24 protein-coding genes and 1 tRNA gene are annotated in these 24,061 nt (G+C 61.5%); 11 read left to right on the forward strand and 14 right to left on the reverse strand.

Features of this window, described 5'->3' with window-relative positions:
- Positions 1 to 45 precede the first annotated feature (45 nt).
- The 11 genes from lpxA to rpsB all read right to left on the reverse strand — a co-directional run bounded on the left by lpxA (position 46) and on the right by rpsB (position 10,612).
- Positions 46 to 861, reverse strand: coding sequence for an acyl-ACP--UDP-N-acetylglucosamine O-acyltransferase (gene lpxA, locus ACZ5RT_RS11260; RefSeq protein ID WP_464452507.1), 816 nt, complete (start codon positions 859 to 861; stop codon positions 46 to 48).
- 6 nt (positions 862 to 867) lie between these two features.
- Entirely contained in the window at positions 868 to 1,308 is a 441-nt protein-coding gene (gene fabZ / locus ACZ5RT_RS11265; protein WP_108426497.1) for a 3-hydroxyacyl-ACP dehydratase FabZ, read from the reverse strand.
- A gap of 2 nt (positions 1,309 to 1,310) precedes the next feature.
- Positions 1,311 to 2,297 (reverse strand): UDP-3-O-(3-hydroxymyristoyl)glucosamine N-acyltransferase, encoded by a 987-nt coding sequence (gene lpxD, locus ACZ5RT_RS11270; RefSeq protein WP_464452508.1) that lies wholly within the window; start codon positions 2,295 to 2,297, stop codon positions 1,311 to 1,313.
- A 24-nt stretch (positions 2,298 to 2,321) separates the two neighbouring features.
- On the reverse strand, positions 2,322 to 2,840 hold the full coding sequence (locus tag ACZ5RT_RS11275) for an OmpH/Skp family outer membrane protein (protein ID WP_108426499.1): 519 nt from the start codon (positions 2,838 to 2,840) through the stop codon (positions 2,322 to 2,324).
- Positions 2,840 to 5,164: an outer membrane protein assembly factor BamA gene (gene bamA, locus ACZ5RT_RS11280; RefSeq protein WP_464452509.1), complete on the reverse strand. Its 2,325-nt coding sequence runs from the start codon at positions 5,162 to 5,164 to the stop codon at positions 2,840 to 2,842. Before bamA ends, ACZ5RT_RS11275 begins: the two co-directional genes overlap by 1 nt.
- Positions 5,165 to 5,374: 210 nt before the next feature.
- Entirely contained in the window at positions 5,375 to 6,568 is a 1,194-nt protein-coding gene (gene ispC, locus ACZ5RT_RS11285; RefSeq protein WP_464452510.1) for a 1-deoxy-D-xylulose-5-phosphate reductoisomerase, read from the reverse strand.
- Positions 6,569 to 6,584: 16 nt separating this feature from the next.
- Entirely contained in the window at positions 6,585 to 7,433 is an 849-nt protein-coding gene (locus ACZ5RT_RS11290) for a phosphatidate cytidylyltransferase (protein ID WP_464452511.1), read from the reverse strand.
- A 90-nt stretch (positions 7,434 to 7,523) separates the two neighbouring features.
- Entirely contained in the window at positions 7,524 to 8,084 is a 561-nt protein-coding gene (gene frr / locus ACZ5RT_RS11295) for a ribosome recycling factor (RefSeq protein WP_108426503.1), read from the reverse strand.
- A gap of 24 nt (positions 8,085 to 8,108) precedes the next feature.
- Positions 8,109 to 8,831, reverse strand: a complete 723-nt coding sequence (gene pyrH / locus ACZ5RT_RS11300; RefSeq protein WP_108426504.1) for a UMP kinase — start codon at positions 8,829 to 8,831, stop codon at positions 8,109 to 8,111.
- 59 nt (positions 8,832 to 8,890) lie between these two features.
- Entirely contained in the window at positions 8,891 to 9,784 is an 894-nt protein-coding gene (gene tsf / locus ACZ5RT_RS11305) for a translation elongation factor Ts (protein WP_108426505.1), read from the reverse strand.
- A gap of 78 nt (positions 9,785 to 9,862) precedes the next feature.
- Positions 9,863 to 10,612, reverse strand: a complete 750-nt coding sequence (gene rpsB / locus ACZ5RT_RS11310; RefSeq protein WP_108362815.1) for a 30S ribosomal protein S2 — start codon at positions 10,610 to 10,612, stop codon at positions 9,863 to 9,865.
- A gap of 223 nt (positions 10,613 to 10,835) precedes the next feature.
- On the opposite strand from rpsB, the gene ACZ5RT_RS11315 reads away from it, so the two are divergent.
- Together ACZ5RT_RS11315 and ACZ5RT_RS11320 are read left to right on the forward strand one after the other, a co-directional pair.
- A complete protein-coding gene (locus tag ACZ5RT_RS11315; protein WP_464452512.1) occupies positions 10,836 to 12,191 on the forward strand; it encodes an amidase in 1,356 nt (451 codons plus the stop codon).
- A gap of 4 nt (positions 12,192 to 12,195) precedes the next feature.
- Positions 12,196 to 13,686 (forward strand): NAD(P)H-hydrate dehydratase, encoded by a 1,491-nt coding sequence (locus ACZ5RT_RS11320; protein WP_464452513.1) that lies wholly within the window; start codon positions 12,196 to 12,198, stop codon positions 13,684 to 13,686.
- A 33-nt stretch (positions 13,687 to 13,719) separates the two neighbouring features.
- On the opposite strand, the gene rnr is transcribed toward ACZ5RT_RS11320, so the two are convergent.
- On the reverse strand, positions 13,720 to 15,996 hold the full coding sequence (gene rnr, locus ACZ5RT_RS11325; RefSeq protein WP_464452514.1) for a ribonuclease R: 2,277 nt from the start codon (positions 15,994 to 15,996) through the stop codon (positions 13,720 to 13,722).
- Positions 15,997 to 16,014: 18 nt separating this feature from the next.
- Between rnr and ACZ5RT_RS11330 the strand changes: the two genes are divergently transcribed.
- Positions 16,015 to 16,099, forward strand: a tRNA-Leu gene (locus ACZ5RT_RS11330).
- Positions 16,100 to 16,255: 156 nt separating this feature from the next.
- On the opposite strand, the gene rimO is transcribed toward ACZ5RT_RS11330, so the two are convergent.
- Positions 16,256 to 17,653, reverse strand: coding sequence for a 30S ribosomal protein S12 methylthiotransferase RimO (gene rimO / locus ACZ5RT_RS11335; RefSeq protein WP_464452515.1), 1,398 nt, complete (start codon positions 17,651 to 17,653; stop codon positions 16,256 to 16,258).
- 57 nt (positions 17,654 to 17,710) lie between these two features.
- Positions 17,711 to 18,289, reverse strand: a complete 579-nt coding sequence (gene phaR / locus ACZ5RT_RS11340) for a polyhydroxyalkanoate synthesis repressor PhaR (protein ID WP_464452516.1) — start codon at positions 18,287 to 18,289, stop codon at positions 17,711 to 17,713.
- A gap of 188 nt (positions 18,290 to 18,477) precedes the next feature.
- On the opposite strand from phaR, the gene ACZ5RT_RS11345 reads away from it, so the two are divergent.
- Genes ACZ5RT_RS11345 through ACZ5RT_RS11380 form a run of 8 tightly spaced genes read left to right on the forward strand, consistent with a single transcriptional unit; the run spans position 18,478 to position 24,051 of the window.
- Positions 18,478 to 19,116: a riboflavin synthase gene (locus ACZ5RT_RS11345; protein WP_464452517.1), complete on the forward strand. Its 639-nt coding sequence runs from the start codon at positions 18,478 to 18,480 to the stop codon at positions 19,114 to 19,116.
- Positions 19,113 to 20,240, forward strand: a complete 1,128-nt coding sequence (gene ribBA / locus ACZ5RT_RS11350; protein WP_416558672.1) for a bifunctional 3,4-dihydroxy-2-butanone-4-phosphate synthase/GTP cyclohydrolase II — start codon at positions 19,113 to 19,115, stop codon at positions 20,238 to 20,240. The genes ACZ5RT_RS11345 and ribBA overlap by 4 nt, the downstream gene beginning before the upstream one ends.
- 2 nt (positions 20,241 to 20,242) lie before the next feature.
- Complete coding sequence (gene ribH, locus ACZ5RT_RS11355) at positions 20,243 to 20,752, forward strand: 6,7-dimethyl-8-ribityllumazine synthase (protein ID WP_291929609.1); 510 nt, start codon at positions 20,243 to 20,245, stop codon at positions 20,750 to 20,752.
- Complete coding sequence (gene nusB, locus ACZ5RT_RS11360; RefSeq protein ID WP_300713235.1) at positions 20,749 to 21,270, forward strand: transcription antitermination factor NusB; 522 nt, start codon at positions 20,749 to 20,751, stop codon at positions 21,268 to 21,270. Before ribH ends, nusB begins: the two co-directional genes overlap by 4 nt.
- Positions 21,271 to 21,310: 40 nt before the next feature.
- Entirely contained in the window at positions 21,311 to 22,498 is a 1,188-nt protein-coding gene (locus tag ACZ5RT_RS11365; RefSeq protein ID WP_464452518.1) for a pyridoxal phosphate-dependent aminotransferase, read from the forward strand.
- On the forward strand, positions 22,495 to 22,926 hold the full coding sequence (locus tag ACZ5RT_RS11370) for a YbgC/FadM family acyl-CoA thioesterase (protein ID WP_422169453.1): 432 nt from the start codon (positions 22,495 to 22,497) through the stop codon (positions 22,924 to 22,926). Before ACZ5RT_RS11365 ends, ACZ5RT_RS11370 begins: the two co-directional genes overlap by 4 nt.
- Positions 22,923 to 23,621 (forward strand): protein TolQ, encoded by a 699-nt coding sequence (tolQ, locus tag ACZ5RT_RS11375; protein ID WP_291929613.1) that lies wholly within the window; start codon positions 22,923 to 22,925, stop codon positions 23,619 to 23,621. Before ACZ5RT_RS11370 ends, tolQ begins: the two co-directional genes overlap by 4 nt.
- 10 nt (positions 23,622 to 23,631) lie before the next feature.
- Positions 23,632 to 24,051, forward strand: a complete 420-nt coding sequence (locus tag ACZ5RT_RS11380; protein WP_464452519.1) for a biopolymer transporter ExbD — start codon at positions 23,632 to 23,634, stop codon at positions 24,049 to 24,051.
- Positions 24,052 to 24,061 lie beyond the last annotated feature (10 nt).

Consider the following 24,061-nt stretch of genomic DNA (forward strand, 5'->3'; position numbering starts at 1 on the left):
CCTCCTTTCATGCTCGGGCCAGGACAGGCCTGACCCTTGGGTTGTTCAATCGACCGAGCGGCGACGCGAACGCACAATGCCCACTTTGGGCGAAACGCCCGACAAAAAGTCCAGCATCATGTCCACATCGGCCTGCACTTCGGGTTTGTCCTTGGCGATTTGCAAGATGCGTTCTTTGGACGCTTCCAGCGTGAGGTTTTCCCGGTAAAGCGCTTTGTGCATGGCCCGCACCGCCGCGATTCGGGTGGGCGAATAACCGCGACGACGCAAACCTTCGGCGTTCACGGTACGGGCAGCAGCGGGCTGGCCCTGGCACGTCACATACGGCGGCAGGTCGGCAAACAGCAAGGTGCACATGGCTGTGAAGCTGTGCGCCCCCAGACGCAAGAACTGCCGCACCACCGTGAAACCACCCAAGATGACCCAGTCGCCGACCACCACGTGGCCCGCCAATTGGGAGTTGTTGGCAAAAATCGTGTGGCTGCCAATCTGGCAATCGTGCGCCAAATGCACATAAGCCATGAACAGGTTGTCATCACCCACCTGGGTCACACCGCCACCATTGACGGTGCCAGCATTGAAGGTGCAAAACTCGCGGATGGTGTTGCCGTTGCCGATCACCAAACGGGTCGGCTCACCCGCGTATTTTTTGTCCTGCGGCGCAGCGCCCAAGGAGCTGTAGCTGTGGATGTGGTTGTTCTGACCGATCGTGGTGTGGCCCTCGATCGTGCAATGCGAGCCCACCGTCGAGCCTGCACCGATGACCACATTCGGGCCAATGAGGGTGTAGGGACCAACGGTCACGGAGGCGTCCAGCTGAGCGGCCGGATCGACCAAAGCGGTGGAGTGGATAGTCGCCATAGGTCCTCAGGCAATTTTGCGCATGGTGCACATCAAATCGGCCTCGCAGGCCAGCTCGTCACCGACCTTGGCCTGGGCCTTGAACTTGAAAATGCCAGCTTTCATGCGGTCCAGCTGCACATCCAGCGTCAACTGATCGCCCGGCTCCACCGGACGCTTGAACCGCGCACCGTCAATGCCCGCGAAGTAATAAACCGTGTTGTCATCGGGCGCGGCGTCCAGGGTGTCAAAAGACAGCAAGGCGGCCGCCTGGGCCAGCGCCTCCAGCATCAGCACACCCGGCATGACCGGACGGTGAGGGAAATGGCCTGTGAAAAACGGCTCGTTGATCGTGACGTTCTTCAAAGCTTTGATGCGCACGCCTTTTTCGAGTTCCAGCACACGGTCCACCAGCAAGAAGGGATAGCGGTGCGGCAGCTGCTTGAGAATTTTGTGAATGTCCATCATGGTCAGTTTTCCTTGTTGTTTTGAATGCCCGCTTCGAGGGCTTTGATGCGGTCGCGCAAACGGGACAGTTGTTTGAGGCTGGCGGCGTTTTTTTCCCAGTTGGCATTGCTGTCCAGCGGAAACATCCCGGTGTAGTTGCCAGGCTGCGAGATGGAACGCGTAACCACCGAGGCCGCAGAAATGTGCACATGGTCAGCCAGGCTCAGGTGCCCCAGCACCACGGCGCCACCGCCCACGGTGCAATGGGCGCCGATCTTGGCACTCCCCGCCACGCCAACGCAGCCAGCCATGGCCGTGTGCTGGCCAACCTGCACGTTGTGGCCAATCTGAATCAGGTTGTCGAGTTTGACCCCGTCTTCGATGACCGTGTCCTCCAGGGCCCCACGGTCAATGCAGGTGTTGGCGCCGATTTCCACATCGTTGCCGATGCGCACCGCGCCCAGTTGTTCAATTTTTTCCCACTGGCCTTGGTGCGGGGCGAAGCCGAACCCGTCTGCACCAATGACCACACCCGAGTGCACCAGGCAACGCGCACCGATTTTGCAGTTTTCACCCACGGTCACGCGGGACTTCAACCACGTGCCCGGGCCGATCTCGGCCCCCCGCTCCACCACGCACAAAGGGCCAATCACGGCATCTTCAGCAATCAGCGCTTCGGGGTCGATCACCGCACTCGGATGAATCCTGGGCCTGGCGGGCTGTGGCAGAGCCCGCTTCCACAAGCGGGTCAAGCGGGCGAAGTACAAATAGGGATCGTCGGTGATGATGGCCGCTGCGCGCTGGGCCACCTCGGCCTCAAAGACCGGGCTCACAATCACGCAGCCAGCCAGGCTGTTGGCCAGCTGGCTTTGGTAACGGGCTTGGCTGAGGAAACTGATCTGGTCCGGTTGGGCGGTCTGCAAAGGGGCCAGGCCCGACACCTGCATGTCAGAGGGCCCCAACAGACGCCCCCCCAGCGTCTCAACGATAGCGCCCAGCGTCAGCGACACGGTTTCAAACAGGCTGAACGCCTGTTATTTGCCCACCGAGGCGTTGAGGGCCTTGATGACTTTTTCTGTGATGTCGTGCTTGGGGTTGAAGTAGGCAGCGTCCTGCAAGATCAGGTCGTACTTCTCGGACTCGGCCACTTGCTTGACCGCACGTCCGGCTTTCTCGAACAGCATCTGGTTTTCTTCGTTCTTGCGGGCACCCAGGTCCTCCTGGAACTCACGCTGGCGGCGCTTCAGGTCACGGTCCTGATCGATCAGCTGCTTTTGCTTGGCCACGCGCTGCGCTTCAGACAGCGTGGGCGCGTCGCGCTCGAACTTTTCGGCCGCTGCCTTGAAGGTGTTGATGGCATCGTTCAGGTCTTTTTCGCGCTTCAAAAACTCCGACTCCAGCTTGGCCTGAGCCGCCTTGGCCACGTTGGAGTCCCGCAAAATGCGGTCCGTGTTGACGATGCCGATTTTGAAATCCTGCGCCTGCACCAGGCCCGTGAAAGCGGATGCACCAGCCAGCAGCGCGACGAGAAGGTTCTTGCGAATCGTTTTCATTAGAAAGAGGTTCCGATCTGGAATTGGAGTTTCTGGATTTTATCGTTTGTCTCTTTGCGAATGGGCGTCGCATAAGAGAAGCGCAGGGGCCCCATGGGGGAGATCCAGCTCAGGCCAATACCCGCGGAAGCCCGCAGGTCACCAAAAGAGACTTTTTCGTTTTCCCCAAAGGCTCGGCCAATGTCCGTGAAGCCAAACAAACGCAGGGTCTTGTCATTGCCAGCGCCTGGGAAGGGCACCATGAATTCGGCGTTCAATACGATTTTCTTGGGGCCACCGAGATAAACGTATGTTGAGGACGGGACCGTTTTATCCGTTAAAGCTTTTGGCCCCAGTGTCGATTGCTCGAAGCCACGAACACTGCCCAAACCACCCACGTAGAAATTCTTGAAGATAGGGAATTCCTGTCCATTCAGGCCTTGACCCCATCCCAGATCCGCGTTCACAGCCAAGGTGTACTTCTTGCTCAGCGGGAAATACTGCTGGTACTGATAGTTGCTGCGGAAATAACGCACATCGCCCGCAACGCTCAAATCCGCATTCAAGCGCTGATAAGTGCCCTTGTTCGGCACCAAAGCGCTGTCACGCCCATCCCTGGCCCATCCCAAAGTCAAAGGGATGGCGGTGCTGGTGGCGCCAAATTTATCCGCATAGTCCTTGTACGGATCGGGTAAACCCGTTCCTGCCTTGATTTGGGTCTGCTCCGCATTGGCTCCCACAAAAACCGTGTCCGTTTCGGTCACAGGCACGCCAAAACGCAGGCCAACACCCGAGTTGATCAAGCTGTAGGAATTGATGTCGCCCAAGTAAGGACGTGTGGTGCGCTGAAAGACATCGATCGTGCGGGAAATGCCGTTTTGCGTGAAATAGGGGTCCGTCGTGCTCAAGACCAGGTTGCGGTTGTACTTGCTGGTGTTGACTTCAACAGCCAAATAGTTGCCCGAACCGAAGGCGTTCTCCTGGCGGATGCCAAAACTCAAGGTCACCTTTTCAGCCGAAGAAAAACCCGCACCCAAAGAAATGCTGCCCGTTGGCTTTTCGGCCACGGTGAACATCAAATCGACCTGATCGGGGGTACCGGGGATTTCGATGGTTTCCACGTTCACGTCGGTGAAAAAACCCAAACGGTCAACGCGGTCACGCGACAGGCGGATCTTGTCACCGTCGTACCAAGCCGCTTCGTATTGGCGAAACTCGCGGCGGATCACTTCGTCGCGGGTGCGGTTGTTGCCCGAGACCAGGATGCGCCTGACGTAAGCACGGCGCGAAGGTTCAGCCTGCAGCACAAACTGCACGCGGTTGTTCTGACGGTCAATTTCTGGCTTGGCCTCCACCTTGGCAAAAGCAAAACCGAATTTGCCGAAGTAATCGGTGAAGGCCTTGGTGGTCTCGGCCACGGTTTCGGCGTTGTAGGGCTTGCCCACAGCGATCTTGACCAGCGCCTTGAATTCATCGTCCTTGTCGAGGTAGTTGCCTTCGAGCTTCACGCCCGAAACGACAAAACGCTCACCCTCGGTCACGTTGATCGTGATGGCCATTTCCTGTTTGTCGGGCGACATGGCCACCTGGGTGGAATCAATCCGGAACTCCAGAAAACCACGGGCCAAATAATAGGAGCGCAAGGCTTCGAGGTCGGCATTGAGCTTGGTGCGGGCATAGCGGTCGGACTTGGTGTACCAGCTCATCCAGCCACCTGTGTCCAGGTTGAACTGGTCGCGCAAATCGGACTCCGAAAACGCCTTGTTGCCCACAATCTGGATCTGTTTGATTCGGGCTGGGCCGCCTTCGGTGATGGTGAAGCTCAGATTCACGCGGTTGCGGTCCACGGGGGTGGCCGTGCTCACCACTTCGGCACCGTACAAACTGCGGTTGATGTACTGCCGCTTGAGTTCTTGCTCGGCTTTGTCGGCCAAGGCCTTGTCGTAAGGGCGCCCTTCGGCCAGACCCACTTCCCGCAGGGCTTTGAGCAAGACGTCCTTGTCAAACTCCTTGAGTCCAATGAACTCGACAGCAGCCACCGAAGGCCGCTCTTCCACCACCACCACCAGCACATCGCCTTCGGTTTCCAGGCGAACGTCTTTGAACAAACCCAAGGCGAACAGCGCGCGGATCGCAGCAGCGCCTTTTTCGTCCGAATATTGGTCACCCACGCGCAGTGGCAAAGAAGCGAAGACCGTACCGGATTCGATCCGCTGCAAACCCTCGACACGGATGTCTCGCACGGTGAAAGGGTCAACAGCCCAGGCGGGCATGCACGCCATCAAGCTGGCTGCCACCGTCCATGCGGCAGGTTGAAGGCGTGAACGAATGTCAAAAAAATTCATGGAACAACCATATAAAGGTCAACCGCTCGGGTTGCGTTGAACACCCGACCTTCAACCCATTAGAAAAAACCCCATCTGCACACCGCCAAAGGGCGACCAACGCAGCATTTTCGCCTGAAAAACAGGGTCACAGCGCTCGGCACCGCGAAGCCGAGATAATACACCCCGCAAACACTGCACGAGCGGTGTGCGTCAGGGGGATCGTGGCCCTCACCCAAGTCGGCCCAGCACCTGCCGCGCAGCCTCGCGACTTTGGCGGTCAATGGCCAGCAAGTCCGCCAGATTTTCCGGTCGCACGGGGTCCACGGCCTCCAGGGTCGCTTCGTTCACATGGTGAATCTGGTCAAACCGGATACGGCGGTTCAAAAACGCATCCACCGCGATTTCATTGGCCGCATTGAGCACCGCGCAACTGCCAGGGGCCCCCTGCAAAGTGGCCCAGGCGAGCTTCAAACCCGGAAAACGCTCCGGATGGCCATGCCCGTCCATGGCCTCAAAAGTCATGGCGGCCAAGGCATGGAAATCGAGCGCAGAAGCCCCCGAAACCATGCGCTCCGGCCAGCTCAAGCCGTAGGCAATCGGCACCCGCATGTCGGGCGTGCCCAACTGGGCCACCACGGAGTTGTCCATGTACTGGACCATGGAGTGGATCACGCTTTGGGGGTGAATCACCACCTCCAGCTGCTCGGGGGCCAGGCCAAACAAATAACGCGCCTCGATGACTTCCAGGGCCTTGTTCATCATGGTGGCGGAATCCACCGAAATTTTACGACCCATCACCCAATTGGGGTGGGCGCACGCCTGCTCGGGCGTGACGTCCTTGAGGCTGCTGGGCTCTCGCCCGCGAAATGGGCCACCCGAAGCCGTCAGGATGATTTTATGAACACGCCGCTGCCAGGTGGCCGGGTCTTCAGGCAGGGACTGGAAAATCGCCGAGTGTTCGCTGTCAATCGGCAACAGCACCGCCCCACCCTCGCGCACGGCCGACAAGAACACCTCGCCGCCCACCACCAAGGCCTCCTTGTTGGCCAAAAGCAGCTTCTTGCCCGCACGCGCGGCAGCCAAACAAGGCGACAACCCTGCGGCGCCGACAATGGCCGCCATGACCGCATCCACGGGCTCGGCAGAGGCCACCTCGTCCAGCGCCGCAGCGCCCCAACGCACTTCGGTGCGCAAGCCCTCGGCTTTGAGCTTGTCCGCCAGCAAACGGGCTGCGTCCTCCTGGACCATGACCGCCACTTCGGGCTTGAATTGCGCGCATTGCGCCAGCATCAGGTCCACCTGGGTCGATGCGGTCAAGGCGTACACCGCAAACTGCTGCGGATGCCGCGCCAAAACGTCCAGAGTGCTCGTGCCAATGGAGCCTGTAGAGCCCAGGATGGTGATGCGTTGGAGGGTGTGCATAGGGTCCGCTCTCGTTTCAAATCCAGGAAATCAACATCATCGCCAAAGGCAATGTCGGCAGCAAGGCGTCCACGCGGTCCAGAACACCGCCATGACCCGGCAGCAGGCCTGAGCTGTCTTTCATGCCCGCGCTGCGTTTGACCAGCGACTCCACCAGATCGCCCACCACACTCATGGCAGACATGAACAGCAAAGCGGGCAGGGTCACCCACCAGCCTTTGGCCCACAGCATGGAATAAAAGCTCAGATCCTGCAGGGCCCAACTTCGGTCGACCTCGACCCAAACCCAAGCCACACACAAGACCCCGAACATGCCGCCCAAAGCCCCTTCCCAGCTCTTGCCGGGGCTGATGCTGGCTGCCAGCTTGGTCTTGATCCAACGACCGCCGAGCGCCTTGCCGAAAAAATAAGCAAAAACATCGGCCGCCCACACCAGCACCAACACCGACAACAGAAAGTTCACGCCCCTTTGGTGGGCTTGTGCCATCGCCACCCAAGCCAGCGCCAACAGCGCGATACCCCCCAACCAGCGCACAGAGCGCGGCCACATGGCCCAACCAGCCACCCCGCGTTGAACCATCCAGCTGCCCAGCAAGACCCACCAGGCACCTGCCATCAGCCACACCCATGGCGGCGTGCGCTGAACCCAGCCCATTTGCACGGCCGCCGCGCAAGCCAGCAAGCAAAGCAAGGCGCCAGACCATGCCCCTGCAGTGGGCAAGCCGTTGAGTCGCCCCCACTCCCAAGCCCCCGCGGTGATCAGCACCAAGGTCAGCGCCATGAAGGGCCAGGGGTGGGCCGCAAACAAAGCGGGCAACAGCAAGGCCAGCAAGACCAGGGCGGTGATGACGCGTTGTTTGAGCACGGGTTCTCCAGAAAAAAGGCCGCCGAATAAAAAAGGCCGCCAATTGGGCGGCCCGTCAGGCCGTGTGAAGCCACGGCACCCCATTCACAATCAAACCGCCATGATCTCTTGTTCTTTGGCAGCCACCAACTGGTCGATCTCGGTCATGCGCTTGTCGGTCAGTTTCTGGATGTCGGCTTCGGCACGCTTTTGATCGTCCTCGGACGCTTCCTTGTCCTTGACCAGTTTCTTCACCGATTCGTTGGCATCGCGGCGCAGATTGCGGATCGCGATCTTGCCGTTCTCGCCTTCGGTGCGGGCCAGCTTGGTCATTTCCTTGCGACGCTCTTCGCTCATGGGCGGCATCGGCACGCGAATCAAATCACCCATGGAAGCGGGGTTCAGGCCCAGATCGCTTTCGCGGATGGCTTTCTCGATCTTGGCACCCATGCCCTTTTCCCAAGGCTGCACGCTGATGGTGCGCGCGTCCATCAAGGACACGTTGGCCACTTGCGACAGAGGCACCATGGAGCCGTAGTAATCGACATGGATGGTGTCCAGCAACGCCGGATTGGCACGGCCAGTGCGAATCTTGGTCAGGTTGTTTTTGAAAGCCGCTATGGATTGCTCCATTTTGGTTTCGGTTGTTTTTTTGATGTCTGCAATCGTCATGGGGTTCTCCTCGTCAGAACGGTCTCAAGCATAAACCAGGGTGCCTTCGTCCTCACCCAGCACCACGCGCTTCAAAGCGCCGTTCTTGATGATCGAAAACACCTTGATCGGCAGTTTCTGGTCGCGGCACAAGGCAAAAGCCGTGGCGTCCATGATGCCCAGATTGCGCGAAATGGCCTCATCGAAGCTGATCTCGCTATAACGCGTGGCCGAGGGGTCTTTTTTCGGATCGGCGGTGTAAACACCATCGACCTTGGTGGCCTTGAGCACCATCTCGGCTCCGATCTCGGCACCGCGCAAAGCAGCGGCCGTGTCGGTCGTGAAAAACGGATTGCCCGTACCCGCCGCAAACACCACCACCTTGCCCTCTTCGAGGTACTGCAAGGCCTTGGGGCGCACATAAGGCTCGACCACCTGGTCAATGCCGATGGCCGACATCACACGGGCCGTCAGACCGGCCTTGTCCATGGCATCGGCCAGGGCCAGGGAGTTCATCACGGTGGCCAACATGCCCATGTAGTCGGCGGTGGCGCGGTCCATGCCGACCGAGCCGCCCGCCACACCCCTGAAGATGTTGCCGCCACCGATCACCACCGCCACCTGCACACCCAAGCGGGTGACTTCGGCGATTTCTTCGGCCATGCGCACGATGGTGGCGCGGTTGATGCCGAAGGCGTCGTCCCCCATCAGGGCTTCGCCCGACAGCTTGAGCAAAATGCGCTTATAGGCTGGCTTGGCTGAAGACATGACGGGCTCCTTGGGGTTCAATGTGGACGATGGGTGGGCAGATCAGCAGGTGTGTGAACTCAGGCTGCGCCTTGGGCAGCAGCCACTTGCGCGGCCACTTCGGCAGCGAAGTCGTCGACTTTCTTTTCAATGCCTTCACCGACCACGTACAAGGTGAATGCCTTGACGGTGGTGCCAGCGGCCTTGAGCATCTGCTCGACGGTCTGCTTGTCGTTTTTGACGAAGGACTGGTTGAACAAAGACACTTCTTTAAGGTACTTCTGCACCGAGCCTTCGACCATCTTGGTGGCGATGTCGGCAGGCTTGCCGGACTCGGCCGCCTTGGCCGCAGCGACCGAGCGCTCTTTTTCGATCAACTCGGCAGGCACTTCGGCGCTGGTCAAGGACACGGGCTTCATGGCAGCCACGTGCATGGCCACGTCTTTGGCGGCGGTCTCGTCACCTTCGTACTCGACCAACACACCGATGCGGGTGCCGTGCAGGTAGTTGGCGATCTTGGCACCGCCCGCAGCACGCTTGAAGCGGCGGAAGCTCATGTTTTCGCCGATCTTGCCGATCAGGCCTTTGCGAACTTCTTCCAAGGTGGGGCCAAAGCCGTCCTGGCTGTAAGGCAGAGCGCCCAAGGCAGCGATGTCGGCAGGGTTGTGCTCGGCCACCAGCTTGGCCGCGGCGTTGGCCAAAGCCAGGAAGCTGTCGTTCTTGGTCACGAAGTCGGTTTCGCAGTTGACTTCGATCATGGCGCCTGTGGTGCCGCTCACGAAACTGGTCACCACGCCTTCGGCGGTCACACGCGAAGCGGCCTTGCCAGCCTTGGTGCCCAGCTTGACGCGCAGCAACTCTTCGGCTTTGGCCATGTCGCCTTCGGCTTCGGTCAGGGCTTTTTTGCACTCCATCATGGGGGCGTCGGTTTTTGCGCGCAGTTCAGCGACCATGCTTGCGGTAATTGCAGCCATTTGATTTCTCCGTATTCAGTCTAAAAGTCAGATTAAAAAAAAGGGGCCACAAAGCCCCTTTCATCGAGTGTTGGGAACTCAGGCAGAAGCGTTGGCTTCTTCGACGAATTCGTCAGCGCCTTCGGTCACGGCCTTGACCACGTCGTTGACCGCATTGGCACGGCCTTCGATGATCGCGTCAGCGATGCCACGGGCGTACAAAGCCACGGCCTTGGCCGAGTCGTCGTTACCGGGGATGATGTAGTCGATGCCTTCGGGCGAGTGGTTGGAGTCCACCACACCGATCAATGGGATGCCCAGTTTCTTGGCTTCCGAGATGGCGATCTTGTGGTAGCCGACGTCGATCACGAAAATCGCATCAGGCAAAGCCGCCATGTCCTGGATGCCACCGATGTCTTTTTCGAGCTTTTCCATCTCGCGCTTGAACATCAGCTGTTCTTTTTTGCTCAGGCTGTCGAGGCCGACTTCCTGCTGAGCCTTCATGTCCTTCAGACGCTTGATCGAGGTCTTGACGGTTTTGAAGTTGGTCAGCATGCCGCCCAACCAGCGCTGATCGACGAAAGGCACGCCAGCGCGCTGGGCTTCAGCAGCCACCAGCTCACGGGCCTGGCGCTTGGTGCCCACCATCAGGATGGTGCCGCGGTTGGCAGACAGCTGCTTGGCGAACTTGATCGCGTCCTGGAACATCGGCAGCGATTTTTCCAGGTTGATGATGTGGATTTTGTTGCGGTGGCCGAAGATGAACGGGGCCATCTTGGGGTTCCAGAAGCGGGTTTGGTGACCGAAGTGGACACCGGCTTCCAGCATTTCGCGCATGGTAACGGACATGAAAATACTCCAAAGGTTAGGTCTAAAACCCGGTCCACTGATCGCGCACAGCCTGTAAAACAGGGGGCGCAACACCTTGACGGGACGGGTTCGCGGATGAACTTTGCCGAATTTCGGTCACTGTTTGGGCGTCATGTTCGACATGACACTCACAAGACAGCGCCCGAGCTCTGCAAAGCCTTAGGATTATAGCATCCTGACCCACCCGAAAGCGCCCTCTCCCATGAAAGCTGACCTGATCGCCACCCGGCAAGCCATCCGGGCTGGCTCCACCCACCCCCAGGCCGTTGCAGAAGCTTGTTTGGCTGCGGCTCAAAGCACCGCCTGCCAGCATGCCTTCATGCAACTGACCCCCGAGGCACTGCAACAAACAGCCCAGCAGCCCCAAGTGGCCCATAGCCCGCTCGCGGGCCTGGCGGTATCCATCAAAGACCTGTTTGACGTTCAAGGGCAGATCACCCAGGCAGGCTCGGTCGTTCTGAAAAATCAGCCCCCTGCGGCCGCAGATTGTGCAGCCGTGGCACGTTTGCGGGCTGCAGGCGCGGGCCTGATCGGGCGCACGAACATGGTTGAGTTTGCCTTTTCGGGCGTGGGCACCAACCCGCACCACGGCACGCCTGCCGCCTGGGACGGGCTTCATGACCAGCCAGTCGGTGCCCCCGGGCAGCCCCATGTGCCGGGTGGATCCAGCTCGGGCGCGGCCGTGTCGGTGGCCACGGGTGCCGCCTTCATCGGTCTGGGCTCGGACACGGGCGGCTCCATCCGGGTGCCCGCCGCCTTGAACGGCATCGTGGGCTTCAAAAACACCGCCCGCCTGGTGCCCACCACAGGCGCCCTGCCCCTGTCCACCACGCTCGACACCGTGTGCGCCATGACACGCACGGTGCGCGACGCGATTTTGGCCCACGAAGTGCTCTCGGCCAGGCGTGTGCCGCAAGGGCGGCGTCCTCTCTGCGGCTACCGCCTGGCGGTCGTCAAGAGCCTGATGCAAGACAGCATGGATGCCACGGTGACGCGGGCCTTTGAGCGCAGCCTCAACGCACTGAGAGCTGCCGGGGCGCGCATCGACGAGATCGCGCTGACCGAATTGAACGAGCTGGCCCCCATGATGAGCACGGGCGGCTTCAGCCCGGCCGAGGGTTATGCCTGGCACCGTCCGCTGATCGAGCGCGAAGCCGAACGCTACGACCCGCGCGTCCTGCAACGCTTGATGCGCGGCGCGGGCATGAAAGCCCACGAGTACATCGATTTGGTGCAGGCCCGTCGGCAATGGATAGGCCGCGTGGAAATGGCACTGGTGGGTTACGACGCCGTGCTCTCGCCCACCACACCCATCACAGGCCCACAAATCAGCGCCGTGGCCCCGGGTGCCGAGCGCGATGCCGAGTTTTTCCGGGTCAACGGCCTGCTGCTGCGCAACACCAGCGCCGTGAACACGCTCGACGGCTGCGGCATCTCCCTGCCCTGCCATGCGCCGGACGAGCTGCCCGTGGGCTTGATGGTCTGGCACGCGGCCATGCACGACGACACCATTTTGCAGCTGGCCTTGCTGCTCGAGTCCTTGCTGCAACAGCACTGACGCCATGCACATCCTGAGCCGCTCACACGCCTGGCCCATCCTGGGGCCCGCACAGGTGCGGCAGCTCGAACCTGCGCTGCAAGCCCTCAGCCCCACGCCTTTGATGCAAAGCGCGGGCCTGGCCTGCGCCCGACTGGCCCTGGCCGTGGCGCCCCATGCCCGGCGCGTTTGGGTCGCGGCTGGCCCGGGCAACAATGGGGGCGACGGTCTGGAAGCCGCTTTGCACCTGCACCGATGGGGCAAAGAAGTGGTGGTCAGCCTGGTGGCCTCAACCGGACCCGGCCCAACCGATGCACAAGCGGCCTTGCAACGGGCGCAACAAGCGGGCGTGCGCATTCAGCCTGACGTACCCAAGGAATGGTTGCAGAAAATGGCTGCAGAAGATTTGTGCATCGACGCCCTGCTGGGCATCGGTGCCTCACGCCCCTTGAGTGCTGACTTGAAGGCTTGGGTGCTAGCCATGCAGCAGGGCGCAGCTCCGGTGCTGGCCATCGACGTGCCCACTGGGCTGAACCCGCAATCGGGCCAGTGGCTGGATGGTGAAACCGGCCACACCTTGGCCGTGCGGGCAGACCACACCTTGAGCCTCATCGCGGTGCAGCCCGGTCTGCTCATGGGGCATGGGCGCGATGCCAGTGGCCAAATCTGGCTCGAAAACCTGGGCTACCAAGCCAGCCAGCACCGATTGCCGCCACTGGCCTGGCTCAATGCCCCCTGCGCAGCAACACCCAAGCCCCACGCCAGCCACAAAGGCAGCCACGGCGATGTGGCCGTGATCGGTGGCGAAGGCATGGCCCCACACGGCATGGACATGCGCGGCGCAGCCGTTTTGGCGGCCACTGCCGCCTTGCACGCAGGTGCGGGGCGCGTCATCTTGAGCCTGTTGTCCGGCCACGCCAGCGACAGCGCACCGCCCGATGTGATGCAACGCGAATTCAAGCGGCTGGCGCTGGAAAAACTGCATGTGGTGTGCGGCTGCGGCGGCGGCACCGCTGTGGAGGCGGTCTTGCCCGAGGTGCTGCAGCGCAGCGCCTGCCTGGTGCTGGACGCCGATGGGCTCAATGCCGTGGCGCAAGACAGCGCACTGCAAAACGCGCTGCGCCAACGGGGCTCCAAACAACCCACCGTGATCACACCCCACCCGCTGGAGGCTGCCCGGCTGCTGAGCTGCAGCACGGCCCAGGTGCAAAACAACCGCTTGAAAGCAGCGCAAGAATTGGCCGAGCGCTTCCAATGCAGCGTGGTCCTGAAGGGTTCGGGCTCCGTGATCGCCGCGCCTGGACTCACGCCGCGCATCAACATCACGGGCAACGGGCGCCTGGCCATCGGCGGCACGGGCGATGTGCTGGCTGGACTCGTGGGGGCCCGCATGGCGCAAGGCCAAAACGCCTTTGATGCCGCCTGCGCAGCGGTGGCCCAACACGGCCAAGTGGCCGATGACTGGCCACCCGGCGAAGCACTTACCGCCAGCCGACTGGCTCAGCGACTGGTCTGAAGGGCCTCAACACAGAGCCTGGCCTGAACCGCCTCAGCGCCGGGGCTTCGTGGTTCTGGCACCCTTTTTCTTGGCGGCCGCTTTTTTCACCGAAGCCTTGAGCGCCTGGATGGGCGAGCGGTTGCGCTCGGCATCGGCCAAGCGGCGGTCCTGGACGCCTCGCTTTTTGTCTCGCCCGCCTTCATTCGGTGCCGACAAGCCCTTGTCGCGCATGGCCCTCGGCACCAAATCGTCGCCCGCTGTCACCAGCCGGAAGTCGATCTTGCGGCCGTCCAGGTCCACCCGGCTGACCTGCACCTGCACCCGGCTGCCAATGGCGTAACGGATGCCGGTGCGCTCGCCGCGCAATTCCTGGCGCAACTCGTCGAAGCGGAAATACTCCCCCCCCAGCTCGGTGATGTGCACCAGCCCTTCCACATACAAAGTGTCCAGTGTCACGAAGATGCCGAAGCTGGTGGCCGCAGACACCACGCCGCTGTATTCCTCACCCAAATGCTCACGCATGTATTTGCACTTGAGCCAGGCTTCCACATCGCGGCTGGCCTCGTCGGCGCGGCGTTCGTTGGCGCTGCAGTGCAGGCCCGCAGCCTCCCAGGCGCGCTGGTCGGCGGCCGACATGCGCACGCGCGGTGCAGACGACTCGGGCGCATCGCCCTTGGCCGCGCGGCTTTTCTCCAGCCGTTTGCTCAGCTTGGCATGCGCCTCGCCCGGCACGGGCAAGCTGGGTAGTGTGTATTTGCGGTCCAGCAAAATCGCCTTGATGACCCGGTGCACCAGCAAATCCGGGTAGCGCCGGATCGGGCTGGTGAAGTGGGTGTAGGCCTCATAGGCCAGCCCAAAGTGCCCGCTGTTGACCGGGGTGTAGATGGCCTGCTGCATCGAGCGAAGCAGCATGGTGTGGATCTGCTGCGCGTCCGGACGGTCCTTGGTCGCGAGCGCGATTTTCTGGAACTCGCTGGTGTGCGGATCGTCGCTGATGCTCATGCCCAGACCCAGGGCCTTGAGGTAATTGCGCAGGATGTCTTTTTTCTCGGCCGTGGGGCCTTCATGCACCCGGAACAAGCCGGGGTGCTTGCCCTGCTGGATGAAGTCGGCGCTGCAGACGTTGGCCGCCAGCATGGCTTCCTCAATCAAACGGTGCGCTTCGTTGCGCACGCGCGGCACGATCTTCTCGATGCGGCCACTTTCGTCGCATACGATTTGCGTTTCGGTGGTTTCAAAGTCCACCGCGCCGCGCACCGCACGTGATGCGAGCAAGGCGCGGTAAACGTCCTGCAGGTTCATCAGGTCGGTCACACGCTCTTTGCGTTTGGCCGCTTCCGGTCCGCGGGTGTTGGCCAAAATGGCCGCGACTTCGGTGTAGGTGAAGCGCGCATGGCTGTGCATCACCGCCGGGTAAAACTGGTAGGCGTGCACATCGCCCTTGGCATTGACCAGCATGTCGCACACCATGCACAAACGGTCCACATCCGGGTTGAGCGAACACAGGCCGTTGGACAATTTCTCGGGCAGCATGGGGATCACGCGGCGCGGGAAATACACGCTGGTGGCGCGGTCATAGGCATCGATGTCGATCGCGCTGCCGGTTTGCACATAGTGACTCACGTCGGCAATGGCGACCAGCAAACGCCAGCCCTTGCCACGCCCCACCTTGGCGGGTTCGCAATACACCGCGTCGTCAAAGTCGCGAGCGTCTTCGCCGTCGATTGTGACCAAGGGCACGTCGCGCAAATCGACCCGGTCCTTGCGATCCTTGGCCAGCACCTTGTCGGGCAGGCCTTTGGCCTGCTCCAGACAGGCCGCAGAAAATTCATGCGGCACGCTGTATTTGCGCACGGCAATCTCGATCTCCATGCCCGGGTCGTCGATCTCGCCCAGCACTTCTTTCACGCGGCCCACCGGTTGCCCGAACAAGGCAGGCGGCTCGGTCAACTCGACCACCACCACCTGGCCCGGCTTGGCCGTGCCCGTGGCCCCTTTGGGGATCATCACGTCCTGGCCATAGCGCTTGTCCTCAGGCGCCACCAGCCACAAGCCGCCTTCGTGCAACAAGCGGCCGATGATGGGCTGCTCTGGGCGCTCGACAATCTCGACGATGCGGCCCTCGGGGCGACCCTTGCGGTCCTGGCGCACGATGCGCACCTTGACGCGGTCCTTGTGCAACACGGCACGCATCTCGTTGGGTGACAAATAAATGTCCGACTCGCCGTTGTCACGGATCAAAAATCCGTGGCCATCGCGGTGTCCTTGAACACTTCCTTCAATTTCTTCCAGCAAGCCGCTGGGTGGCGCTACTTTTTTGATATACAATCCTTTTATTCCTGAGGCGCCCAGATGGCGGAATTGGTAGACGCACTAGTTTCAGGTACTAGCGAGTAACATCGTGGAGGTTCGAGTCCTCTTCTGGGCACCAATCTTATCGAATCAGATAAGTTCAAAACACAACAAGCCGTTGATTTCTGATCAACGGCTTTTTTGTTGCCTGAAACACTTGTCTCGGCACTCGAACCGTGCAACGCATGGCGCACGCGGACCGCCCGAAGGCTGGCCAGCGATGCACCGCAGCGCATCAAACCGGCACCCCCACCAGGTCGTGGCCTTCCACGCTGACGATGCGGGCGCGGGTGAATTCGCCCACCTTGAGGGTTTTGCTCATTTTCTCGGGTGGCAACAAACGCACCACACCATCGATTTCGGGCGCATCGCCAAAGCTGCGCCCCACCCCGCCACGACGGCCCATGGCCGGGGCGCTGTCCACCAACACCTGCATGGTGGCGCCCACGCGCTGGTGCAAGCGGGCAATCGACACCTCTTCGGCCACCGCCATGAATCGGGCACGGCGCTCTTCGCGCAGCGCATCGGGCAGCATGCCGGGCAAATCGTTGGCTGTGGCACCCTTGACCGGGCTGTAGGCAAAACACCCCGCGCGGTCAATTTGCGCTTCGCGCAAAAAGCCCAGCAGGTGCTCGAATTCTTCTTCGGTCTCACCCGGGAAACCCGCAATGAAAGTGCTGCGGATGACCAGCTCAGGGCACAGTTCGCGCCAACGCTGAATGCGCTCCAGATTTTTTTCGCCGCTGGCCGGGCGCTTCATGCGGCGCAGCACATCGGGGTGGCTGTGCTGAAACGGCACATCCAGATAAGGCAACACCAAGCCCTCGGCCATCAAGGGAATGATGTCGTCCACGCTCGGGTAGGGGTAAACATAGTGCAAGCGCACCCAAGCCCCGTGCTCGCGGGCCATCTCGCCCAAGGTCTGCACCAGCTCCAGCATGCGAGTCTTGACCGGCTTGCCGTCCCAAAAACCGGTGCGGTATTTCACATCCACACCATAAGCCGAGGTGTCCTGGCTGATGACCAACAGCTCTTTCACGCCGCCCTCAAACAGCGCTTTGGCTTCTTTGAGCACATCGCCAATCGGGCGCGAGACCAGGTCGCCCCGCATGGACGGGATGATGCAAAAGGTGCAGCGGTGGTTGCAGCCTTCGCTGATCTTCAAATAGGCATAGTGGCGCGGCGTGAGCTTGAGGCCCGCTTCGCCAAAGCCACCGGGCACCAAATCCAGAAACGGGTCGTGCGGCTTGGGCAGGTGCGTGTGCACCGCGTCCATCACCTCTTGCGTGGCGTGCGGCCCAGTCACGGCCAACACGCTGGGGTGCATTTCGCGCACCATGTTGCCGCCGCCCTCGCCTGTTTTGGCACCCAGGCATCCGGTCACGATCACTTTGCCGTTCTCGTTCAAGGCCTCGGCAATCGTGTCCAGACTCTCCTGAATCGCTTCGTCGATGAAGCCGCAGGTGTTGACGATGACCAGGTCAGCGCCCTCAAACGTCTTGGACGTCTGGTAGCCCTCGGCACTCAGTTGGGTCAGGATCAGTTCGGAATCGGTCAGCGCTTTGGGGCAGCCCAGGCTGACAAAGCCCACTTTGGGGGCGAGAACAGGGGGGGTGGCGGTCATTTCACTCATGCCCGCATTGTCCCCGCAAAAACGACCGGCCTGTGACAAAAGGGCATGCAGCGCCCATCAAGTCCTCAAACCCATCACGCCCAGGAGCTGTTCGGTGTTCTTCTGGATCTGCTTTTGCATCTGCTCCTGCATCTGCGCCATGACGTTTTGTGAGGGATTGGCCAGGCCGGAAAACATGTTCTGCATCAAAGGCGTTTGCCATTGCATGAACTGCGCCCACACCTCCGGGCTGAGCGCCGGGCTGGACTCGCCCAGCTTGCTTTGCCAGTCCATGAAGGACTGGACGTGGCTTTCCAGATAAGAGCCCATGTGGCCCTGCATGGCATGGCCATAAAAGCGGATGATGTTGGACAAGACCGCCTCACTGAACATGGGCACGCCTGCGGATTCCTCTTCCAGAATGATCTGCAGCAGGATGGAACGCGTCAGATCTTCACCGGTTTTGGCGTCCACCACCACCATGGGGTCTGCCGCCATGACCAGCTTCTTGATCTCGGCCAAAGTCACATAAGTGGAGGTTTGCGTGTCGTACAAGCGCCTGTTGGGGTACTTCTTGATGGTGCGCACAGCGTTGGGCACCGAGGCGTTGGCGCTGGGGGCTGACGGGGTCGACTTGGCTTGGGGCTTGACCGGCAATGAAAACTCCTGCGGGGACACTGCAATTGAAAAATCTGCTGCAATGCAACATTCTAGGCACAGCCTTGTGGCCTTCGTGCCTTGGTTTACCCTGATCACCAGCCTGGCGGCCGGCAGCCGAGCGCCTGTGGGCTTTTTTGTTGCCAACCGTCCCGATTCACCCTCTTTACCTGCGAAAATACACGGCTATGTTCACCGGAATCATCACCGGCGTGGGGCGAATCGTCGCCATCCACGACCTGGGTCGCTCTTTACACCACGGCAAGCGCCTCACCATCGAGGCCCCCGCCGGGTACCTTGACGATGTGGGCCTGGGCGACAGCATCGCCCTCAATGGCGCTTGCATGACCGTCACTACCTTCAACCCCGAGAGCCGTCAGTTCACCATCGACATCTCGGCCGAATCGCTGGACAAAACCAGCGGCCTGGACCAAGAAGGCACCGTCAACCTCGAAAAAGCGCTGCGCGCCCACGACCGCCTGGGCGGGCACATCGTGTCCGGCCATGTCGACGGTGTGGGCCAAATCAGCCATTTCGAGCAGATCGGTGAAAGCTGGGAGCTGCGCATCCTGGCGCCGCATTCGCTGGCCAAATACCTCGCCTACAAAGGCTCGATCACCGTCAATGGCGTCAGCCTCACTGTCAACCGCGTGGCCGATCTGGCTGAGGGCTGCGAGATCAGCATCAACCTGATCCCCCACACCGTGGACAACACCGCCCTCGGCAGCCTCCAAGCGGGCAGCCGGGTCAACCTCGAAATCGACACCGTGGCCCGCTATGTGGAGCGCATGCTCAGCGCAGGCCTGGTCCAGAAAGACACCGCATGAACGCGCCCGCACAACTGACCCCCGTGGCGATTTCGCCCGTCGAAGAGATCGTGGCCGAGATGAAAGCCGGTCGCATCGTGATCCTGGTCGACGAAGAAGACCGCGAAAACGAAGGCGATCTGGTCCTGGCCTCGGACCACGTCACGCCCGAAGCCATCAACTTCATGGCCCGATTTGGCCGGGGTCTGATTTGCCTCACGCTCACCCGCGAGCGCTGCGAATTCTTGAAGCTGCCGCCCATGGCCGCGCGCAACGGCACCGTGTACAGCACGGCGTTCACCGTGTCGATTGAAGCCGCCGAAGGCGTGACCACCGGCATCTCGGCCGCTGACCGTGCCCGCACGGTGCAAGTGGCCGTGGCCAAGACCAGCCAGCCCAACGACCTGGTGCAGCCCGGCCACATCTTCCCGCTGCAAGCGGTGGACGGCGGCGTGCTCATGCGCGCCGGTCACACCGAAGCCGGTTGTGACCTGGCTGCGATGGCTGGCTGCTCTCCCTCGTCCGTGATCTGCGAGATCATGAAAGACGACGGCACCATGGCTCGCCTGCCCGATCTGCAAATCTTCGCGGCCGAACACGGCCTGAAAATCGGCACCATCGCCGACCTGATCGAGTACCGCAGCCGCAACGAGTCTTTGGTGGAGCGCATCGGCAGCCGCACGCTGCAAACCGCGCATGGCGAATTCACCGCCCACGCCTTTCGCGACCAACCCAGCCAGACCGTGCACCTGGCCCTCGTCAAAGGCCAATGGTCGGCCGACGCGGAAGTGGCCGTGCGCGTGCACGAGCCGCTGTCGGTGCTCGACGCCCTCGAAGTCAACCGCGCCATGCACTCCTGGAGCCTGGACGCGAGCCTCAGCTACATCAACGCCCAAGGCTGCGGCGTGGCGGTGCTGCTCAACTGCGGCGAATCGGCAGACCAATTGCTCGCGCAGTTTGAAGGCCGCGCCCGCTCGGCCCAAGCGCCCGAGCGCGGCAAGATGGACCTGCGCACCTATGGCGTGGGCGCGCAAATTTTGCGCGAATGCGGCGTGCACAAAATGCGCCTCATGGGCCAGCCCCGCCGCATGCCCAGCATGACCGGCTATGGCCTCGAAATCACCGCTTACATCCCTAAGGAATAACCATGCTCGAAGCCAACAAAGGCCAAGCCGAAGAACTCGACGGCCAATTTCTGCACATCGGCATCGTGCAGGCCCGCTTCAACGAAGACATCACCAACGCCCTGGCCAAAGCCTGCATCGAAGAACTCGAAGCCCTGGGCGTGACCAGCATCGACCACGTCATGGTGCCCGGCGCTTTGGAAGTGCCCGTGGCCCTGCAGGCCATGGCCGAGCGGGCCGAATACGACGCCTTGATCGCGCTGGGCTGCATCATCCGTGGCGAGACTTACCACTTCGAGCTGGTGGCCAACGAATCCGGTGCGGGCGTGAGCCGCGTGGCACTCGATTACAACCTGCCAATCGCCAACGCCATCCTGACCACCGAAAACCTGGAACAAGCCATCGTGCGCCAAACCGAAAAAGGCCGCGACGCGGCCCGCGTGGCGGTCGAGATGGCCTGCATCATGGATGACCTGTCGGCCGACATGGCCGAGTTGGCCGACGAGTTGGACGACGAAGAGAACACCCGATGACCGAAGCCACCCCCACCCCGGGCAACACGGACGCAGGCCAAAAGCCTGCTGCTGGTACGCGCAAATCCTCCGCCAAGCCCGCCCGCAGCCGTTCGCGCGAATTTGCCCTGCAAGCGCTTTATCAGCACCTGGTGGGCCGCAACGAAGCGGCTGACATTGATGTCTTCACACGCGACTTGTCGGGTTTTCACAAAGCCGATTCGGCCCATTACGACGCCCTGCTGTACGGCTGTGTCGAACAGGCCCAGGCACTGGACGCCTTGATCGCGCCCAAGCTGGATCGCAGCTTCGCCGAAATCTCCCCCGTCGAGCGGGCCATCATGTGGATCGGCGTCTACGAAATGCAGCACTGCCTCGACGTGCCTTGGCGCGTGGTGCTCAACGAATGCATCGAACTGGCCAAGGACTTTGGCGGCACCGACGGCCACAAATATGTGAACGCCGTGCTGAACGGTCTGGCGCCCGAGCTGCGCAGCGCCGAGGTGCAGGCCGACCGCCAATCCGGCCGCGCCAAATAAACCCCATATCCCAGAAGCAAACCCCAAGACCCCAGACCCCATGCGCATCTCTGAGCGAGCCGAGCGGATCGAGCCCTTTTGGGTGATGGAGGTGGCCAAAGCCGCTTCGCAAAAAGCCCGCGAGGTCGCACACACCGACCGGCCTGTGGTGTTTTTGAACATCGGCGAGCCCGATTTCACCGCCCCGCCCCGGGTGCAACAAGCCGCACAGGCGGTTATCCAATCCGGCCACACCCAATACACCCCCGCACTGGGCCTGGACGCCCTGCGCCAGGCCATCAGCGGCTGGTACGCGCAGCGCTTTGGCGTGCAGGTGCCCGCCAGCCGCATCGTGGTCACCGCAGGCGCATCGGCGGCTTTGCAACTGGCCTGCCTGGCACTGATCGACCGGGGCGATGAAATCCTCATGCCCGACCCGAGCTACCCCTGCAACCGCCACTTCGTGAGCGCGGCCGAGGGCACGGCGGTTTTGCTGCCCACCACCGCCGAAGAACGGTTTCAATTGAGCGCCGCCAAGGTGGCCGCTGCTTGGGGCCCCAAAACCCGTGGTGTTTTGCTGGCGTCGCCCTCCAATCCCACGGGGACGTCCATTGACCCGGCCGAACTGGCCCGCATCCTGGAAGTTGTTCGCACCAAAGGCGGCATCACCCTGATCGACGAGATTTATCTGGGCCTGAGCCACGACGACGCCTTTGGCCAAAGCGCCCTCGCTTTGGGCGACGACGTCATCAGCATCAACAGCTTCAGCAAATACTTCAACATGACCGGCTGGCGCCTGGGTTGGCTGGTGGTGCCCGAGCAGCTCACGCCCGTGCTGGAGCGCCTGGCGCAGAACCTGTTCATCTGTGCCAGCACCGTGGCGCAGCAAGCAGCCTTGGCCTGCTTTGAGCCCGAAAGCCTGGCCGAATACGAACGCCGCCGCGCCGAGTTCAAGGCGCGTCGCGACTACTTCATCCCGGCCCTGAACGCGCTGGGCCTGAACGTGCCCGTGGCCCCGGATGGCGCGTTTTACGCCTGGGCCGACTGCAGCGCCGCCTGCCAAAAGCTGGGCCTCAAAGACAGCTGGGACTTTGCCTTTGCCGCGCTGGAACACGCCCATGTGGCCATCACACCCGGGCGCGACTTTGGCACCGACCAGACTGGCCGCTTTGTGCGCTTTTCCACCGCCAACTCGATGGCCGAACTGCAAACCGCCATCGCCCGCCTCAAAGCCTGGTTGCAGCCATGAACAGCAGCAACGTGAGCCCCAGCGTTTTTGAACACCCCATCCGCATCTATTGGGAAGACACCGACGCGGGCGGCATCGTGTTTTATGCCAACTACCTCAAGTTTTTTGAGCGCGCCCGCACCGAATGGCTGCGCGCCCTGGGCTTCGGCCAACAGGTGTTGCGCGACGAATCGGGTGGCATGTTTGTGGTGAGTGAAACCGCCGTCAAATACCACTCGCCTGCCCGCCTGGACGACACCCTGGTGGTGACCGCCGAGCTGCAAAGCGGCGGCAAAGCCAGCCTGACCATTGCCCAGCGTGCCTACCTGCGCACAGCGGGCCAAGCCGATCGACTCCTGGCCGAAGGCACGATTCGCCTGGGCTGGGTCGACAGCACCACCTTGAAACCTGGCCGCATCCCGGCCCCCGTTCTGGAAGCCCTGAAATGAACCAAGACATGTCCATCGTCTCGCTGCTGCTGCACGCCAGTTTTGTCGTGCAACTGGTGGTGCTCATTCTGATCAGCATTTCGGTGGCCAGCTGGGCCGCCATCGTGCGCAAGCTCACCGCCATCAAACGCATCAAAAACCTCAACGAAGAGTTTGAGCGCGTGTTTTGGTCGGGCACCAGCCTCAACGAGCTGTTCAACGCGGCCAGCCAAAACGCCAAGCTGTCTGGCCCCATGGAGCGCATCTTTGCCAGCGGCATGCGCGAATACCAAAAACTGCGCGAACGCCACATCAGCGATGCAGGCACCTTGCTCGACGGTGCACGCCGCGCCATGCGGGCCAGCTTCCAGCGCGAGATGGACGTGGCCGAATCGCAACTGGCCTTTCTCGCCTCGGTCGGCTCCATCTCGCCTTATGTCGGCTTGTTTGGCACCGTGTGGGGCATCATGCACGCCTTCACCGGCCTGGCCAGCTTGCAACAAGTGACCCTGGCCACCGTGGCGCCCGGCATTGCCGAAGCGCTGGTGGCCACTGCCATTGGCCTGTTTGCGGCCATCCCGGCCGTGCTCGCCTACAACCGCTTCTCGCACGACGTGGACCGCATCGCCATCAAGCTGGAAACCTTCATCGAAGAGTTCTCCAACATCCTGCAGCGCAGTCTGGGCGGGGCCAACAGCTCGGCCTCGGGCCACTGAAAGGAACGTCATGCCCGCTGTGTCATCCCGGGGCCGTGGTCGCCGCACCATTGCCGAAATCAACATGGTGCCCTTCATCGACGTGATGTTGGTGCTGCTCATCATCTTCATGGTGACCGCCCCCATGATCACGCCCAGCATGGTCGACCTGCCCAGCGTGGGCAAAGCCGCCAAACAGCCCGACAAAGTCATCCAGATCGTGATCCAGAAAGACGAGCGGCTGGAGCTGGTGAGCGATGGCAAAACCGACAGCGCCACCCTGACCAGTGTGGCGGCCAGCGTGAAACGCTTGGTCGGCGACGAGCAAAACACCGCCGTGGTCATCAGCGCTGACCGCACCGTCAAATACGAGACCGTGGTGCAAGTCATGGACAGCCTGCAACGCGCGGGCATTGCTCGCGTGGGCCTGTCGGTTCAACTGGCACCTTGACGGAGACACG

The organism is Limnohabitans sp. TEGF003 (assembly GCF_055395455.1).